Origin of the sequence: Pullulanibacillus pueri (assembly GCF_014639255.1) — a bacterium.
Classification (GTDB): Bacteria; Bacillota; Bacilli; order Bacillales; family Sporolactobacillaceae; genus Pullulanibacillus; species Pullulanibacillus pueri.
Genome location: NZ_BMFV01000045.1, coordinates 1 through 17591, shown reverse-complemented (window position 1 = coordinate 17591; position 17591 = coordinate 1). Strand labels below are relative to the sequence as shown.

Sequence of the window (17591 nt, the reverse complement as noted above, 5' to 3'; positions counted from 1 at the left end):
TGGGCAGGATCAGTGTTGTCACAGGTAGAAAAAATGAAGGTTTTGTCATGGAAATTTAGTCGATCTCTCCGTTCTTGTTAAATAGAAAATGGCCTGTTCTAAAATCATTTTCTCTCTCATAGGATGAGGACAAGGAGAGGGGGATGACTATGGATAACCACTATTATCCTTCAAATAGTTTTAATAAAGAGCGACAGGATCTTAATCATGATATTGTCATGAAGGGTAGAAAGAAGATTGAAATTACTGGTGTTAAGCATGTTGAGAGTTTTGATCATGAAGAGTTCCTTTTGGAGACGGTAATGGGTTATTTGGCAATCAAGGGGATTAATTTAAAGATGCAGAATCTTAGTGTTGAACAGGGTGTCGTGGTTATTGAAGGCAAGATTTTTGATATTAGCTACCTTGATGATCAAGGTGGAGACCACGCTAAGGGATTTCTTAGCAAGCTATTTAAATGACACTGACTGAACAATTTTCCACCATGATTGCGATGACCCTGATGGGCGGATGGATAGGGATGGCTTTATCCACCTACCATCGCCTCATTCATCCTAAGAAAAAATGGCACTGGATTATGATTGTCACGGATATCCTGTTCTGGATTGTACAAGGGCTCCTTATTTTTTATGTTCTTTTATCTGTGAATCAAGGTGAAATCCGGTTTTATATCTTTTTAGCTTTAGCCTGTGGATATGCCGCTTATAAAGCTTTGTTGGAGACATTATACGAGAGAATATTGAACGGGGTTATTGACCTTTTCGACAGATTTGCACGTTTCATAAAAAGATTGTTGAATCTTTTTTTTGTACAACCTACTTATTTCCTATTGAAGCTTTTGTTCCGATTCGTTAAGATGATAGGTAGAATACTAAGTATGATGAGTTTGTTTTTGCTATCGATCATTCTATTTCCATTTAAACTTATGGTACGATGGTTCATACCCACATCTTGGAAAATTCATTTGGGACAACTCTTGGCTAAATCAAGAGAGACTTTAATGAAATGGACGGATAAATTCAGGTAGGTGTTTAATGTGCGATCGACAGAGGTTACTAAGATTCGAAAGGACTATATCGCGTCGAGAGAAGTTTATGATAGATCTTTGAGAAAAAGAAAAAGAAATTTAATGAAAAGATTAATTGTATTTGGTTTAGCTCTATTTTTTATCATCGGTGGATTTGTCTCAGTGTTACATAAACAAACAAGCGAAATACACCAGGCGGATGCAAAAAAAGACCAATTAGAGAAGCGGTTGAAGACTGTTCAGGCTCAACAAGTTGACCTCAATAAACAGATTAAATTGCTTCATGATAGTGACTATTTAGGCAAGATCGCTCGGCGAGATTATTATATGTCTAAAGACGGTGAAATAATTTTTGCTTCTCCTGATGAGGACAAACATTGACTTGCTCATTTTTTGTTCTGTATAATAAAATGAAATGGAAATACAATTTTCTAGGAGGAGCAATCTTTAATGTCGATTGAAGTGGGCAATAAATTGCAAGGGAAAGTCACAGGGATCACTAATTTTGGTGCCTTTGTTGAACTTCCTGGGGGCCAAACGGGTCTTGTTCATATCAGTGAAGTGGCTGATAAGTATGTAGAAGATATTCGCGAAGTATTAGCTGTAGGAAATGAGGTCACTGTTAAGGTGCTTCAGGTTGGTGATGATGGTAAGATTGGACTATCGATTCGTAAAGCTGTGGATCGTCCAAGACCAACAAGACCAGCTTCTAAAGGAAAAGGGCCAAGACATCCGAGAAAAGATAACTTTGAAGACAAAATGAGTCGCTTTCTCAAAGATAGCGAAGATCGTTTATCCGCTATTAAAAAGCAAACGGAATCAAAACGGGGTGGACGCGGAGCTAGAAGAGGCTAACGCTGCCTGCCTTTATAATCATAAATACCAAAAACACCTGATCAGAGATGATGAGGTGTTTTTTGTAACTTTAGAATGGATACCATTGCTGAAGATCTTATAAGGGCGTCATCAAATAACTGTTGATCTCCACTCTCACTTGCTACTTGCTGACAGTACATCTAGGTATTAAAACCTTTTTCATTGCTTTAATACGGACCTGGCATGCTTTTCGCTTGTTTTCTTACATTCTGATAAAATGACAACGTTTACATAAACGGTTAAAAAAGTGTCTTGTTATTTTGCGTAAATTGTATAGCGGCATAGAAAGGCGTCGAAGAGTATTTTTTATGGGGTCTGTCTTTTTGACAAATTACGAAGGCATCATATGGTTAAATGAAACATACATTATTACATTACGGGTGGTGCGAGACATGAGTCAATGGGACGGAACAATTCATTCAGCCAAGATGGTAGAGAGTAGACAAGCGACCTCTTTACAGAAGAACGCCTTTTTTAAACGGTTCGCAAAGCACTTGACGCGTTGGTTAACCAGTTGGGAAATGATGTGCCTTGTCATTGGGATTTTGTTTGGACGAGCTATGATTCTTTCAAATTTAACCCCTTTTATTCTTCCGTTTTTTGCAACGATCATTCTACTCAAACCGCAGCGACGGTTTTTGGCCATTGTGTCACTTCTTGTAGGTGCGGCGACCTTTTCGGGATGGCAGACTTTATTTTCTTTATTAGCCATCTTTGTTTATTCCGTGTTAAGAATAGCGGTTGTTCGCATGTCGAAGAAAGAGGAGGCGAAACTACTCCCTTATATTGTTTTAGCGGCGGGGTTGATTAGTCGATTAGGCTTTGATGTTTTGAGACATGGCGAGCTCATCCCCTCTCTCGAATTGTTAGCCTTAGTTGAAGCGGGACTTTCTTACTTGCTGTGTCTTATTTTTTTACAGAGCCTTCCTTTGTTATCGGCCGGTGTAAGGAAGCGATCTTTAAAAAATGAGGAAATCATCTGTTTTATTATATTAATGGCATCGGTATTGAGCGGGACGATTGGATGGACCTTTCACGGATTTGCGGTGGACCATATTTTATCAAGGTACCTTGTGCTTGTCCTTGCTTATGTGGGTGGCGCGGCCATTGGGTCAACGGTTGGCGTCGTTGTCGGGCTAATTCTAAGTCTGGCAAACGTGGTAGGTCTCTATCAGATGAGCCTGCTTGCCTTCTCAGGTCTGTTAGGAGGGTTACTAAAAGAGGGCAAGAAATGGGGGGTAGGTCTTGGCCTTATTATCGGCACTTTATTAATAGGTTTATACGGTCAGGGCTATGAACAACTCTTTGGGACGACGATGGAGTCAGTCATTGCCTTTGTAGTATTCCTTCTAACTCCAAAAGCTGTTTTTGTGAAATTATCCTCGTTTATCCCTGGGACAAAGGAGTATCAGCAGCAACAGCAACAATATTTGCGGAAGGTTCGAGATGTGACGGCCAATCGCGTTGAACAGTTTTCGAGTCTATTTAAAGAGTTGTCCTCAAGCTTCAGTCATCAGTCACCAACATTAAATGATGGAGAAGAGCATCAAGTTGATATGTTCTTAAGTCAAGTGACAGAGAAAAGTTGCCAGAATTGCTTTAAGAAGGAAAGTTGTTGGATCAAAAACTTTGATCATACCTATCACTATATGAATGAAATCATGAAAGAGACACAGGAGGAGCCGACCATTCAAAATGCTAAGCTCAGAAGAGAGTGGAACCATCATTGTATTAAACCCGATAAGGTTGTCGACATCATCCATGAACAACAGCAAAATTTCCAAGAAAAAATTCGTTTTAAAAAGACGATGCAAGAAAGTCGTAAGTTGGTGGCGGATCAATTAATGGGTGTTTCCCAGGTGATGGGTGATTTTGCGAAGGAAATGCAAAAAGAAAGGGATACGCATCAGCACCAGGAAGAACAAATTTTATATAAGCTTCAAGAAATTGGTTTAGACGTCGAGAATGTGGATATTTATAACTTGGAAGAGGGATCAGTAGATATCGATATGACGATACCTGTGGATTACCATGGTGAAGCGGAGAAGGTGATTGCACCTATTCTTTCAGATATTCTAGGAGAATCTATTGTTGTGAAAAAACAGGTCGAGGCGACCATTCCTAATGGTTATGGACAAGTAACTTTTGGATCAGCAAAGGCTTATGTCATTGAAACAGGGGTGGCTCATACCGCCAAGGGCGGTGGCTGGATTTCTGGTGATAATTATTCGACCTTTGAACTTGGGGGCGGGAAGTACGCTTTAGCGATAAGTGATGGAATGGGAAATGGTGAACGAGCCCATGTGGAGAGTTATGAAACCCTTAACCTTCTATCTAAGGTACTGAAATCAGGAATTGATGAAACGGTAGCGATCAAATCGATCAACTCCATTCTCTCGCTCCGGTCTACTGATGAAATTTTTTCGACCCTTGATTTAGTCATGGTGGATCTCCAAAATGCTCATGCGAAATTTTTGAAAATAGGATCGAATCCAAGCTTTTTGAAGCGCGGAAATAAAGTAAGGATGATTGAGGCAGGAAATCTTCCTATGGGGATTATCCAGGACTTTGAAGTAGATGTGGTCGACGAAGAACTAAAGGCAGGCGATATTTTAGTCATGATGAGTGATGGAATACTAGAGGCCCCGATGCATATTGGGAACACTGAGATCTGGATCAAGCGGAAGATTAGTGAAATGAAAACGGAAGACCCCCAAGGAATTGCGGATGTATTGCTGGAGGAAGTGATTCGGGCCAGTGATGGGCGAATTGAGGATGATATGACCATTGTGGTCTCAAGATTACAGCACCATATCCCCAAATGGTCTGCGATTTCGACGTATTCAGAGCATCATGGAAAGATCCCAAAAGCACAATAAAAGGGAGTATAAAATAACACATTTCTGTCGATGATGTTGGCAAGAGAGAGGTGGCAGGAATGAAAAAAGGTAGATTAAAACAAGTGCTATTAATCACAGATGGTTGTTCGAATCAAGGTGAAGATCCATCAGCTGTAGCGGCTCTCGCGAAGGAACAAGGAATAGCGGTTAATGTTATAGGAGTGGTTAACGAAGACCAAACAGCTGATGGTGGGATTCAAGAAGTAGAGGATATTGCTTTAGCTGGTGGAGGGATTAGTCAAATCGTTCAGACTAAGCAACTCTCACAAACTGTGCAAATGGTAACAAGGCAAGCGATGACACAAACGATTCAAGGTGTGATTAATCAAGAGCTCCAACAGATTCTTGGTGATCAAGATTCTATGGATGATTTGCCTCCGGAAAAAAGAGGACAAGTGATGGAAGTTGTCGATGAACTCGGTGAAACTGTTAATCTAGAAGTTTGTATTCTTGTAGATACAAGCGCAAGCATGGAAAAGAAATTACCGACGGTTCATGAAGCCTTACTGGATTTATCCATCAGTTTGAATTCCCGGATGGGAAGCAATCAGTTTTGTCTTTATACATTTCCCGGGAAACGTAAACCTATTGATAAGCTTTTATCATGGACACCAAAAATAGACTCTATCAGCAATGTGTTCTCAAAGCTTGCTTCTGGTGGTATAACACCCACGGGTCCAGCACTTAAAGAGGCTTTAAAAAGCTTTGATAAACGACCAAGAAGGGATTTCGTTGAAGATGACGACGCCTTTATCGAAGAATCGTAGTATTCATTTTTCACCCGGCTCTATCATTATGGGAAAATGGCATCAAAAGCAATACCAAATCATTAAACCTTTAGGCTATGGTGCGCGTGGCACTGTTTTTCTCGCTAATTCTGAAAAGGGACGGGTTGCTTTAAAATTTGGGTTTGATAATTCAGGTGTAACATCGGAAGTGAATGTCTTAAATAAATTTTCTAAGGTCCAAGGTGAACCCCTGGGCCCTTCTTTATATGATGTGGATGATTGGGTAACCAAAAAAGGGACATACTCCTTCTACGCAATGGAATATATTAATGGAATACCGTTGATGGATTGTATTAAAGTGAGGGGCTTTGAATGGGCTATCGTTTTTTTGCTCCAACTTTTAAAAGATCTTGGCAGACTTCATGAGGCTGGTTGGGTCTTTGGAGATTTGAAACCAGACAACCTCGTTGTTACAGGTCCACCTCTTAAGATTCGTTGGCTTGATGTTGGTGGAACGACCATGCTTGGGCGATCCATAAAGGAGTATACAGAGTTCTTTGATCGTGGGTATTGGGGCTTTGGAACCCGAAAAGCAGAGCCTTCATACGATTTGTTTTCAGCGACGATGATTATTGTTAATGCTGCGGACGGTTACCAATTGAAAAAGGGTCAGCATCCGGAGAAACAACTGACACAGCACATTCTACAACACAAAAAACTTGCGCCTTATTCTGAGGTTCTGATTAAGGCTCTCTATGGAAAATATGCTACAGCTGAAGACATGCGAAAAGCACTTTTACCAAAATTAAATGAAACCCATACTAAAGAGAGACGTAATACTAATGTTAAACCGATTCGAAGAAAAAATAAGAAAAAAGAATGGAAAGGTCCAATGATATTAGCGAGCGTTATTCTCCTCGCATATGTGCTTTATGTCACACTTTTTATTATGTAATCATGATGAAAGGTAAACGTAAAGTAATATAGTTTGACATGTCGCTTTTACTTTTCTATTCTTCTAAGTGACAATGAATTTTTAAGAGGGTGTGTTTGCATGAACACCCTTAATAAAAGGTGGAGGCTGTCGTGGAAAACATGGTGGAGCGCTTCATCCAAAAGCACCGTCTTATTCCTAAGGGTGCAACTATAGTTGTGGGTGTTTCTGGTGGTCCTGATTCCATGGCTTTGTTATATTTTTTACATCAAAGAAGGCAATTTTGGAATATTAAACTTATTGCCTGTTGTGTGGACCATCAACTACGAGGAGAAGATTCAAGAAAGGACCTTTTATTCGTAGAGACCTTTTGTCAGCAATATGGCATTGCTTTTGAAGGGAAGACGATTGATGTCCCACAGATTATGCAAGACATGGGGATCAGCGTTGAAACGGCGGCTCGGTTAGGGCGTTACCAAGCATTTGAAGAGGTGATGGTCAAGCAGCAGGCAGATTGTCTGGCCCTCGGACATCATGGCGATGACCAGATTGAAACAATGCTCATGCGTCAAGTGAGAGGGAGTTTTGGTGCAGCAAGAGCGGGTATGCCTGTCCAAAGGACATTTGCTAACGGATATATTATTCGCCCTTTCTTATCTGTAACAAAAGAACAAATTGAACAATACTGCCATAACGCTGGGATTGTTCCACGTATCGACCCGAGTAATTTTTCTGAAGCCATTACACGTAATCGCTTTAGAAAGCATGTTCTCCCTTTTTTAAAACAAGAGAATCCACTTGTCCATTTGCGATTTCAAGAGGATAGTGAAAGAATTCGTGATGATAGTCTGTATTTGGATAGTTTGGCTCAAGAAAAACTTCAGTCTGTGGTTGTTGAACAATCAACCACTCACATGGTTATCTCAATTCGTCGTTTAATTGACACGCCCATTCCTTTACAAAGAAGGATGATTCATCTAATATTAAAATATCTATATAATCATGATCATAAAGAGGCCTATCATCAATCCATACATATTGAAGAGGTTCTTTATTGGTTAAGTGTTACAAAGTCATCGGGTGAAAGGCATCTACCTAAAGGACTTTTAGTAAAACGTTCCTATGATTTGTGTCATTTTATCATAGGAAAAGAAGAAGCTAGGCAAACGTTTTCTATTGGATCTTCAAAGCTTAGGTTGACCATACCTGGGCTAACGAAAGCGCCTTTGGCAAGGGTTCTGGCTGAGGTTATTCATACATATCCAACGGATTCTTTAAATCCAAATGAATTTATTTGTGACTTCGATCTTCTGGAGGGCCCTCTTTATCTTAGGCATAGAAAGCCTGGTGATCGCTTACGTCCTTTGGGAATGAAAGGGACAAAAAAGGTTAAAGATCTGTTCATCGATAAAAAAATCGATAGACAGGATCGAGACCGCTGGTTGTTTCTGGTGGACCAAGGTGATCAGATTGTGTGGATTCCCTTTCTACGCAGGGGAGAGCTCTATAGAGTAACATCGAGGACAAAGAGATTTTTAAAGCTAACCATTGAGACAACTGCTTTTGGGAGGACATTTTGATGAAGGACGATTTACAAGAAATTCTTTATTCAGAAGAACAGCTGCAAAAGAAAGTCGCAGAGCTAGGTGAAACGTTATCTGCAGAATATAAAGAGCGTTTTCCACTGATGATCTGTGTATTAAAGGGTGCAATGCCATTTATGGCTGATTTAATTAAAAGGATCGATTGCCACTTGGAAATTGATTTTATGGATGTTTCGAGCTATGGCAATTCAACCGTTTCATCTGGTGAGGTTAAAATCCTTAAGGATTTGGATACTTCAGTAGAAGGGCGCGATATCATTATTGTTGAGGATATCATCGACAGCGGGCTCACTCTGAGTTATCTCGTTGACCTTTTTAAATATAGAAAGGCCAAAAGTATCAAGATTGTCACGCTCTTAGATAAGCCATCAGGCAGGAAAGTAGATCTTGTTCCAGACCTTGCTGGTTTTACTGTTCCAGATGCCTTTCTTGTAGGTTATGGTTTGGACTATGCGGAAAGGTATAGAAACCTTCCTTTAATAGGCATATTAAAACCAGAGGTTTATAATGGATAATGAAATATAGGAAAAAGTACAATAAAGGCTGTTCAAAAGGTGAGAGGTCATGGGATTGAATTAGGGTAAGGCGTTATAGGATTTAGGTATACCGAATATCCTGCGGACTTCTGTAGTTGAGGTGTATTGGTCCTCCATTTTGAACATAAAAGGATTAAAAGCGTGAGGGTTGACTGAAGACGCTTATGACACGGCGAATTACTTGTGAGGCTTAAATTTGTTGTGTTACTATAAAATATGGTTCCCCTTTAAACGTGGGAGGAGGTAAGGGATGAGTCGATATTTTCGCAATGCCATTGTATGGTTACTTATAGTTTTAGTCATTATAGGTATCGTTACATTTTTGAACGGCTCTAGCAATAAGGTCGAAAAAATGACCTATAGTGAATTTCAAAGTCATTTAAAGCAAGGTGACATTGAAAATGTTAAATTACAGCCACAGGGTGGCAATGTATTTTCGGCTGAAGGAAAATACAAAAATGGCAAAGAAGAAGCATCTTTCAAAACCTTTGTGCCAGGTACCGATGATGCTCTTGATTTGATTAATAAAAACACATCTCTAGATTTGAATGCTCCTGAACAATCTGGAGGATGGATTGGCACCATTATTTCCATACTTCCATTCATTATCATCTTTGCTTTATTGTTCTTCTTGATTAACCAAGCTCAGGGCGGCGGCGGTCGTGTTATGAACTTTGGTAAGAGTAAGGCGCGCCTATACTCCGAAGAGAAGAAGAAGGTTAAGTTTAGAGATGTTGCAGGTGCAGATGAAGAAAAGCAAGAATTAGTTGAAGTTGTTGAATTTCTTAAAGATCCACGTAAGTTTTCAGCACTAGGGGCACGAATTCCTAAAGGGGTTCTCCTTGTTGGGCCTCCAGGAACAGGTAAAACCTTACTTGCGCGTGCAGTCGCTGGGGAAGCGGGAGTTCCATTTTTCTCTATTAGTGGTTCTGACTTTGTAGAAATGTTTGTCGGTGTTGGTGCGTCTCGGGTAAGAGATCTTTTTGAGAACGCTAAGAAAAATGCACCATGTATTATCTTTATAGATGAAATTGATGCTGTTGGTCGTCAACGTGGCGCTGGTCTTGGTGGCGGTCATGACGAACGTGAACAAACGTTAAACCAATTGCTTGTTGAAATGGACGGCTTTGGTGCTAACGAGGGAATCATTATTATTGCGGCAACGAACAGACCAGACATTTTAGACCCTGCGTTGCTTAGACCGGGTCGCTTTGACAGACAGATTCCTGTCAATCGTCCTGATGTTAAAGGGAGAGAGGACGTTCTTAAAGTTCACGCCCGCAACAAACCGCTTTCGCCTCATGTTGATTTAGGGACGGTTGCACGATTAACACCAGGGTTCTCTGGTGCGGACTTAGAAAACCTCTTAAATGAAGCAGCGTTAGTGGCAGCAAGACAAAATAAAAAGGCTATTGATATGGAAGATATCGATGAAGCTGTTGAACGTGTTATTGCTGGTCCTGCTAAGAAAGGGCGCGTCATTTCTAAGAAGGAAAGAGATATCGTGGCTTATCACGAATCCGGTCATGCTATCATTGGCGTAACCCTAACGAGTGCTGAAACTACTCATAAGGTTACAATTATTCCAAGAGGGCAAGCGGGCGGTTATGCGGTTCAATTGCCAAAAGAAGATCGGTTCTTCTTAACTGAGCCTGAACTTCTTGAGAAAATTGTGGGTCTATTAGGCGGTCGTGTGGCTGAGGAAATTGTTTTTGGTGAAGTAAGTACAGGAGCTTCAAACGACTTCCAAAAAGCGACAGGGTTAGCAAGACGAATGGTGACTGAATTTGGGATGAGTAAAAAACTCGGTCCAATGCAATTTGGGCAAAGCCAAAGCAGTCAAGTCTTTCTTGGTCGTGATATTCAAAACGAGCCGAATTATAGTGACGCAATTGCCTATGAGATTGATGCAGAGGTTCAGCGAATCATCAAGGAGTCTTATGAACGTTGTAAACAGATTCTTACTGAGAAACGTGATAAGCTAGAACTTTTAGCGCAAACCTTACTTAAGGTTGAAACTCTTGAAGGTGATCAGATTCAGGCACTTATGGAAACAGGTGAACTTATTGAGCCTAGATCCAAACGTCGCCAAATCGAGCAAGACATGACAGTAAACATAAATAAGAAAGAGGAAGCAGATGACGATGTTAAACCATCCGATTCAGAGGATTCCTCTAATAAAGACATTTAATAAAATCAGGATGCCCATCACAGGGCATCCTTTTTTGTATGTAAGAAAGCCTAATTGATCGAGGAATTTAAATTTTAAGGGAGAGAATTGTAAGAAAAACAATACTTGCGCGTTAGGTCGTGGCGACGATCAGAGTGTGTGAAGATGGAGGTTTTGCCTAGGAATTTGGAGAGTTTGTGGAGAATGAAGTGGTGAAGTACAAGCCCGGTGTTTCAAAAGAGATTGAACTACGGGTGTATGCCGCATCAAAGCTATCTTAGAATGAAGAGAAATCTCCATAGTCAAGATAAGGGCATGGCACCTTTGTCCGGTTTTTTTATATTATAAAGGGGGGAAAGCTATTTTAAGAACATGCCGCATGGATTTTTCTTTTTAATGATACCTATCCTGCGTCGTCGGGAAGCCCTTTAATGTTTGCTCTACTTGGTGAGAGAGTCCCTATATTTAAATGACATTGAGATGGGTGTCTTATCGTCAAACCTTTGCTTTATCACCAAAAGCGCTATATAATGTGGAATGTTATGCATGATGTAGTTTGAAAGTCTAAAGAACGGTCGGTGGTAAAATGATTTTTGTATGTGATGTCGGCAATACTAATATTGTTTTAGGGATATACAAAGAGAATCAGTTAGAATTTCATTGGCGTTTAGAAACGCATTCGAATAAAACAGAAGATGAGTATGCGATGATCATTAAAAATTTGCTTAGTCACGTGGGGCTTACTTTTGAAGATATTGAGGGTGCGATTATTTCGTCAGTGGTGCCTTCCCTTATCTTTGCTTTAGAACGGATGTGTGAGAAATATTTTCGAACCGTCCCCCTTGTTGTTGGCTCTAATGTCGAAGTCGGTTTAAAATTAGATTATGCCAACCCTAACGAAATCGGGGCTGATCGCATTGTTAATGCTGTTGCCGCTGTGGAATATTATAAGACGCCATCGATTGTCGTCGACTTTGGGACGGCAACAACATTTTGTTATATAGATGAAAATGAAAATTATCGAGGCGGTGCTATTGCTCCTGGAGTGAACATCTCTACAGAGGCGTTGTATAGGCATGCGTCAAAACTTCCTCGGGTGAAGCTATCAACACCAGAGCATGTGATTGGACAAAGCACTGTAGATGCTATCCAGTCAGGCGTTGTATATGGTTACGTTGGTCTAGTTGAAGGGATTGTAGGACGCATGAAACAAGTGTCTCCAGTTCTTCCAACGGTGATCGCAACTGGGGGACTGGCTTCATTTATCGCAAAAGAAACAGATGTGTTTGATTTTCTAGATCCCTTTCTGACTTTAAAAGGACTTTATCTTATTTATCAAAAAAACAAAGATGGGGGTAGATGAAGTGAATGATTATGTCGTGAAGGCATTAGCCTGTGATGGAAATGTGAGAGTACAAGCGATTCGAAGCACTGAAATGGTCGGAGAAGCTCAGCGCAGACATCATGTGTGGCCCACTGCGTCTGCGGCTTTGGGGCGTACAATGACAGCGGCAACTATGCTGGCCGTACAGTTAAAAGGTGATGATAAGCTGACGGTGACGATAGAAGGAGGCGGACCTGTCGGAGCCATTATTGTGGATGCTAATGCTAAGGGCGAGACTCGCGGGTACATGAGTAACCCACAAGTTCATTTTGATTTAAATCAGCAGGGTAAACTCGATGTCGCTCGAGCTGTTGGGACCAATGGCTATCTTAGTATTGTTAAAGATTTAGGCTTAAAAGAAGATTTCACTGGTCGTGTCCCACTTGTTTCGGGGGAAATCGGTGATGATTTTACTTATTATTTAGCACGGTCAGAACAAATTCCATCTTCAGTTGGTGTAGGTGTCCTCGTCAATCCTGATAATTCAATTAAAGCAGCAGGTGGATTTCTTATTCAACTATTACCTGGTGTTGAAGATGACATTATTACAAAGGTAGAAAATAGGTTAAAGGAAATTCCGACGGTTTCACAAATGGTGGACCAAGGACTATCACCTGAAGAAATGTTGATTCGTATCTTTGGAGAAGACGATGTGAAATTCCTTGATAAACTTCCTGTAAAGTTTCAATGTAAATGTTCAAGAGAGGCACTTTCAAATGCTATTGCTGGTCTTGGAAAAGAAGAAATAAAGGAAATGATAGAGGAAGATAAAGGCGCCGAAGCCACTTGTCATTTTTGCAATGAGGTTTATAAGTTTTCAGAAGAGGACCTTAGAGATCTTTACCAATCGCTTAATTGAACGGATATGTTGAACTAAAACGTGTTATTTTTTGATATGATAGGACTATAAAAAATTCCGCTCTGAGGAGGTGTATCTATGACGTTAACGGTTGAGACTCAACAAAATAATTATTTACAGCTTAAAGATCGTCGGTTAGATTTTAAAAATAAAACTTTAATTATGGGGATTCTTAACGTGACTCCAGATTCATTCTCAGATGGAGGAAATTATAATCGTATTGAAGAAGCTGTTCAACATGCTTTAGATATGGTTGCGTGGGGAGCGGATATCATCGACATTGGTGGGGAGTCTACCCGCCCAGGGCACAAGCCTGTTCCAATGGATGTAGAGGTTGAAAGAGTGTTACCGGTGATAAAGGCTATTAGAGAAGTTAGTTCTGTGGCCCTATCCATTGACACCTATAAAGCTGAAACGGCCAAACAGGCTCTTGAAGCGGGAGCTGATATTATCAATGATATCTGGGGAGCAAAAGCAGATCCTGAAATGGCCAATGTTGCTGCTCAATATGGGGTCCCTATTGTTTTGATGCACAATCGTTCTAATATGAATTATGGAAACCTGTTGGACGATATTAAAGAAGATCTCCAAGAGAGTATTACTCTGGTCAAAGCTGCAGGTGTAAAGGACCATCAGATTATTCTTGATCCTGGTATTGGTTTTGCAAAAAATTATTTACACAATCTTGAAGTCATGAATCATTTGGAAGAGTTGCACAGTCTAGGTTACCCTATATTATTAGCGACGTCACGAAAACGATTTATCGGTGAGGCGTTAGGTTTAGAGGTCCATGATCGCATGGAAGGGACCGGGGCGACGGTGTGTTTAGGAGTGGCCAAAGGCTGTCAAATGGTTCGTGTTCATGATGTACAGCCGATTGCGAGAATGGTGAAGATGATGGATGCCATGGTTAAAAGGTAGGTTATTGAAATGGATAAGATTTATCTTAATGGGATGTCTTTTTACGGATATCATGGTGTGTTTCCAGAGGAAAACACACTAGGTCAAAGGTTTATCGTTGATGTTGTACTCTATGTAGATTTAAAGACCGCAGGCATGGCAGATAATCTTGAGGAAACCATTAACTATGCTGAAGTGTATCAATTGACACGAGATATTGTTGAAGGGCCCGAAAAACAATTAGTTGAGGCTGTTGCGGAAGACATTGCTAAAGCGCTTCTTAATCAGTTTGCAAAAGTAAAAGAGTGCGTGGTCAAGGTGATCAAGCCAGACCCACCTATTCCTGGCCATTATGACTCTGTGGCAGTTGAAATTGTGAGGACACGATAATGGCAAAGGTTATTATCGGAATGGGATCCAACCTAGGTGACCGTGAAGACTATTTAACTCAGGCGTTGGCAAAGCTTGCCGCGTCAACAAGGGTACGCATTGACAAAGTTTCATCCTTATATGAGACGGCACCTTATGGACCAGTGGAACAAGAGCCTTTTTTGAATATGGCTGTTGCGATTGAAACCAGTTTAACACCAGAAGAGCTTTTAGCGCTTACTCAGTCTATTGAAAGTGAACTTAGACGTGTTCGCGATATCCATTGGGGACCCAGGACCATTGACTTAGATATATTAATTTTTGATAATATAGAGATGAGAACAAAGCAGCTCATTTTACCACACCCTGAAATTGCAAAAAGATTATTTGTTCTTATTCCATTAACTGATATAGACCCTCAATTAATCATTCCAGGGTTAAATACCACGGTGAGTGAGTTAATCAATCGTTTTACGGAAATTAAAGGAGTGCGTTTATGGAAGCAGAAGAATGGGGAAGAAGAATTCGGGCCTTCCGAAAATTAAAGGGATATACTCAAGCGGAACTTGCTAATTCTTTAGGTGTATCATTATCAATCCTAGGGGAAATTGAGCGCGGGAACCGTATCCCTAGTGAGAAAATAGTTCAATCCGTGTCAGAAACATTGGGTATATCTGTGGACGAACTCATTAAATTTAATAATAACTAATGATATGTCAAGAATGAAACAGGATTTTGGTTCTAGGTATGCTTGTGCTGCAATGGCCATGTACCGAAAGAAACGGCAAGTATATCGATAGGAAGCCTATGAATCCAATCAAATATAGGGTGCTTGCTATCGATTTCCAATTATTTGGTAACATATTTTATTATCAGCTTGAAGGTAAACAAAAATTTTAAAAAAATAAAAGGCTATGGATGGTTTGACATATGTCTCGGCATTATCTATAATTCGACCTAGAATTTAACTGCCGGTGAAAGCTGGCAGTTTTTTCTCATCATAAAGTATTCATCATGTTGTTTTTTGGATTTTACATAAGGCTGAATGTATTGATCATAAATAACCTTAAAATTAAGGAGATGACCTCATGAGCCATGAAATAGAAATGAATGATCAGCTCATAACCCGTCGAGAAAAACTGAAAAATTTAATTGAAAACAACAAAAACCCTTTTGGTGGTCGTTTTGAGCGCACTTATACTGCCCAAAAAATGAACGAAGAATTTGCAAATATATCGAAGGAAGAATTAGAGGAGAAAAAAGTTCCAGTCGTATTAGCAGGACGCTTAATGACCAAAAGAGGTAAAGGGAAGGCTGGATTCGCACATATTCAAGATTTAACAGGGAGAATTCAGATTTATGTTCGTAAGGATGCGGTGGGTGAGGAGCAATATGATTTATTTCAATCCATCGATATAGGGGATATTGTTGGTGTTGAGGGTACCGCTTTTAAAACAAATGTTGGAGAACTTTCCGTTAAGGCGAATAATTTTACCCTATTAACCAAGGCACTTCGACCACTACCAGACAAATTTCACGGGTTGAAAGATATTGAACAACGGTATCGCCAGCGATATTTAGATTTAATCACAAATGAAGAGGCTAAAGAAACCTTTGTGACAAGAAGTAAGATCCTACGTTATATGCGAGAGTATTTAGATGAGCAGGGGTACTTAGAGGTTGAAACACCTATGATGCATAGTATTCCAGGTGGCGCTGCTGCACGTCCTTTTGTGACCCATCACAATGCGTTAGATATTCCTCTCTATATGAGGATTGCTATTGAGCTTCATTTAAAACGTCTGATTGTGGGTGGTTTAGAAAAGGTATATGAAATAGGGCGTGTATTCCGTAATGAAGGCGTATCTACTCGACATAACCCTGAATTCACAATGCTGGAATTATATGAGGCTTATGCTGATTTCCATGATGTCATGTCATTGACTGAAAATCTTATTGCTAGTATCACAAAGAAAATCCATGGGAAAACGACGATCACATATGGTGAGTATGAAGTTAATCTAGAACCAGAGTGGAAAAGAGCGCACATGGTTGATTTAGTCAAAGAGGCAACAGGTGTGGATTTCTGGGTAGAGATGTCAGATGAAAAAGCACGTGAGTTGGCTCGTGAACACGGTGTGAGTGTGACTGAACATATGAGTTTTGGACATGTTGTAAATGAGTTCTTTGAACAAAAGGTTGAAGAAACTCTTATTCAACCAACCTTTGTTTATGGACATCCAGTTGCAATCTCTCCTCTTGCAAAGAAAAATGAAGAGGACCCTCGTTTCACTGATCGTTTTGAACTCTTTATTGTTGGACGTGAACATGCGAATGCATTTAGTGAGCTTAATGATCCTATTGATCAAAGGGGGCGTTTTGAAGCACAAGTCAAAGAACGCTCTCAGGGGAACGATGAAGCGCATTTAATGGATGAGGATTTCCTTGAAGCTCTTGAATACGGAATGCCACCTACAGGAGGTCTGGGGATAGGGATTGACCGACTCGTTATGTTATTAACTAATGCTCCTTCGATCCGTGATGTCCTTCTTTTCCCACAAATGAAGAAAAGAGATTAAGTAAGGGTGTCTAAAGACAGGACAAGAGACTGGGACAAAACCCTGTAATTGAAAAGAGTGATACTCGCCAATATGAGTATCACTCTTTTTTGAGTTGGTATAGAATTGACAGTGTGGATTTTAGCTCCAAGGCGCACGCTTTCCTCATATCCACAGGACTAAGAAGAGCTTCTAGGAGAGTAATCCTTGCAGAAAAATCGAATAAGAGGCGATTTTTTGATGTAAGTAGGGTCGGCGTTCGACGCATAATCGGCCCCCGAAAAGTGTTCTTTACTTTTTGTGGTGATATTAATGTGTTAGATTCAGTACGGCACACAAATGTATTGTTTAAATCGTAGGTTCCTAATAAGGCACCCAATTCGTTTGGGGAGTTCGGGAGAAATATAACTACTTTTAGTGATTGAACCCATTGTTAAAGGTTAATAAAAACAATATGAAAAAATATCAAAATCTAGTTGACACCATCTAATAATGGTGATATTATAAATAGCGTCGCATAACAAGTGATTCGATTTAATAAAAATTACTGTTGACATTATTATTGATAAATGGTATATTATTAAAGTCGCTAAAAACGAATTGCGATGTATAAAGAAAAAAGTTCTTGACATTATAATTGTTGTTTGTTACAATATAAAAGTTGCTGCAAAACAACAAAGAGTAAGAATTGTTCCTTTAAAACTGAACAAAAGCCAAGCGCAAAAAGAGAAATCTTTTAAATGACG

General features: G+C 40.0%; 17 protein-coding genes. All 17 read left to right on the top strand.

Annotation, left to right across the window (positions count from 1 at the left end; all coding sequences use genetic code 11):
• Positions 1 to 149: 149 nt before the first annotated feature.
• The 17 genes from yabP (at position 150) to lysS (ending at position 16866) form a co-directional block, all read left to right on the top strand.
• Complete coding sequence (gene yabP / locus IEV91_RS19390; protein WP_188499083.1) at positions 150 to 461, top strand: sporulation protein YabP; 312 nt, start codon at positions 150 to 152, stop codon at positions 459 to 461.
• Positions 458 to 1027 (top strand): spore cortex biosynthesis protein YabQ, encoded by a 570-nt coding sequence (yabQ, locus tag IEV91_RS19385; RefSeq protein WP_188499082.1) that lies wholly within the window; start codon positions 458 to 460, stop codon positions 1025 to 1027. The genes yabP and yabQ overlap by 4 nt, the downstream gene beginning before the upstream one ends.
• Positions 1028 to 1129: 102 nt before the next feature.
• On the top strand, positions 1130 to 1408 hold the full coding sequence (locus IEV91_RS19380) for an FtsB family cell division protein (protein ID WP_188499081.1): 279 nt from the start codon (positions 1130 to 1132) through the stop codon (positions 1406 to 1408).
• A gap of 69 nt (positions 1409 to 1477) precedes the next feature.
• The gene (locus IEV91_RS19375) at positions 1478 to 1882 is read left to right on the top strand and encodes a S1 domain-containing RNA-binding protein (RefSeq protein WP_188499080.1); all 405 of its coding nucleotides are present in this window, start codon (positions 1478 to 1480) and stop codon (positions 1880 to 1882) included.
• A gap of 413 nt (positions 1883 to 2295) precedes the next feature.
• The gene (gene spoIIE / locus IEV91_RS19370; RefSeq protein ID WP_188499079.1) at positions 2296 to 4782 is read left to right on the top strand and encodes a stage II sporulation protein E; all 2487 of its coding nucleotides are present in this window, start codon (positions 2296 to 2298) and stop codon (positions 4780 to 4782) included.
• Between the two features lie 59 nt (positions 4783 to 4841).
• Positions 4842 to 5570, top strand: coding sequence for a vWA domain-containing protein (locus IEV91_RS19365; protein ID WP_188499078.1), 729 nt, complete (start codon positions 4842 to 4844; stop codon positions 5568 to 5570).
• Positions 5542 to 6486: a serine/threonine protein kinase PrkT gene (gene prkT, locus IEV91_RS19360; RefSeq protein WP_188499092.1), complete on the top strand. Its 945-nt coding sequence runs from the start codon at positions 5542 to 5544 to the stop codon at positions 6484 to 6486. The genes IEV91_RS19365 and prkT overlap by 29 nt, the downstream gene beginning before the upstream one ends.
• Before the next feature lie 140 nt (positions 6487 to 6626).
• A complete protein-coding gene (gene tilS, locus IEV91_RS19355; RefSeq protein ID WP_229745662.1) occupies positions 6627 to 8045 on the top strand; it encodes a tRNA lysidine(34) synthetase TilS in 1419 nt (472 codons plus the stop codon).
• The gene (gene hpt, locus IEV91_RS19350; protein WP_373284468.1) at positions 8045 to 8584 is read left to right on the top strand and encodes a hypoxanthine phosphoribosyltransferase; all 540 of its coding nucleotides are present in this window, start codon (positions 8045 to 8047) and stop codon (positions 8582 to 8584) included. The genes tilS and hpt overlap by 1 nt, the downstream gene beginning before the upstream one ends.
• Before the next feature lie 271 nt (positions 8585 to 8855).
• Positions 8856 to 10796 carry an ATP-dependent zinc metalloprotease FtsH gene (ftsH, locus tag IEV91_RS19345; protein WP_188499075.1) on the top strand — a complete coding sequence of 647 codons (1941 nt, stop codon included), beginning with the start codon at positions 8856 to 8858 and terminating at the stop codon, positions 10794 to 10796.
• Positions 10797 to 11361: 565 nt separating this feature from the next.
• On the top strand, positions 11362 to 12138 hold the full coding sequence (locus tag IEV91_RS19340) for a type III pantothenate kinase (protein ID WP_188499074.1): 777 nt from the start codon (positions 11362 to 11364) through the stop codon (positions 12136 to 12138).
• Positions 12125 to 13018: an Hsp33 family molecular chaperone HslO gene (gene hslO, locus IEV91_RS19335; RefSeq protein WP_188499073.1), complete on the top strand. Its 894-nt coding sequence runs from the start codon at positions 12125 to 12127 to the stop codon at positions 13016 to 13018. Before IEV91_RS19340 ends, hslO begins: the two co-directional genes overlap by 14 nt.
• Before the next feature lie 78 nt (positions 13019 to 13096).
• A complete protein-coding gene (gene folP / locus IEV91_RS19330) occupies positions 13097 to 13939 on the top strand; it encodes a dihydropteroate synthase (RefSeq protein ID WP_188499072.1) in 843 nt (280 codons plus the stop codon).
• Between the two features lie 9 nt (positions 13940 to 13948).
• Positions 13949 to 14308, top strand: coding sequence for a dihydroneopterin aldolase (gene folB, locus IEV91_RS19325; RefSeq protein WP_188499071.1), 360 nt, complete (start codon positions 13949 to 13951; stop codon positions 14306 to 14308).
• Complete coding sequence (gene folK, locus IEV91_RS19320) at positions 14308 to 14832, top strand: 2-amino-4-hydroxy-6-hydroxymethyldihydropteridine diphosphokinase (protein ID WP_188499070.1); 525 nt, start codon at positions 14308 to 14310, stop codon at positions 14830 to 14832. The genes folB and folK overlap by 1 nt, the downstream gene beginning before the upstream one ends.
• The gene (locus tag IEV91_RS19315; RefSeq protein ID WP_188499069.1) at positions 14784 to 14996 is read left to right on the top strand and encodes a helix-turn-helix domain-containing protein; all 213 of its coding nucleotides are present in this window, start codon (positions 14784 to 14786) and stop codon (positions 14994 to 14996) included. The genes folK and IEV91_RS19315 overlap by 49 nt, the downstream gene beginning before the upstream one ends.
• Before the next feature lie 379 nt (positions 14997 to 15375).
• On the top strand, positions 15376 to 16866 hold the full coding sequence (gene lysS, locus IEV91_RS19310; protein ID WP_188499068.1) for a lysine--tRNA ligase: 1491 nt from the start codon (positions 15376 to 15378) through the stop codon (positions 16864 to 16866).
• Positions 16867 to 17591: the final 725 nt, after the last annotated feature.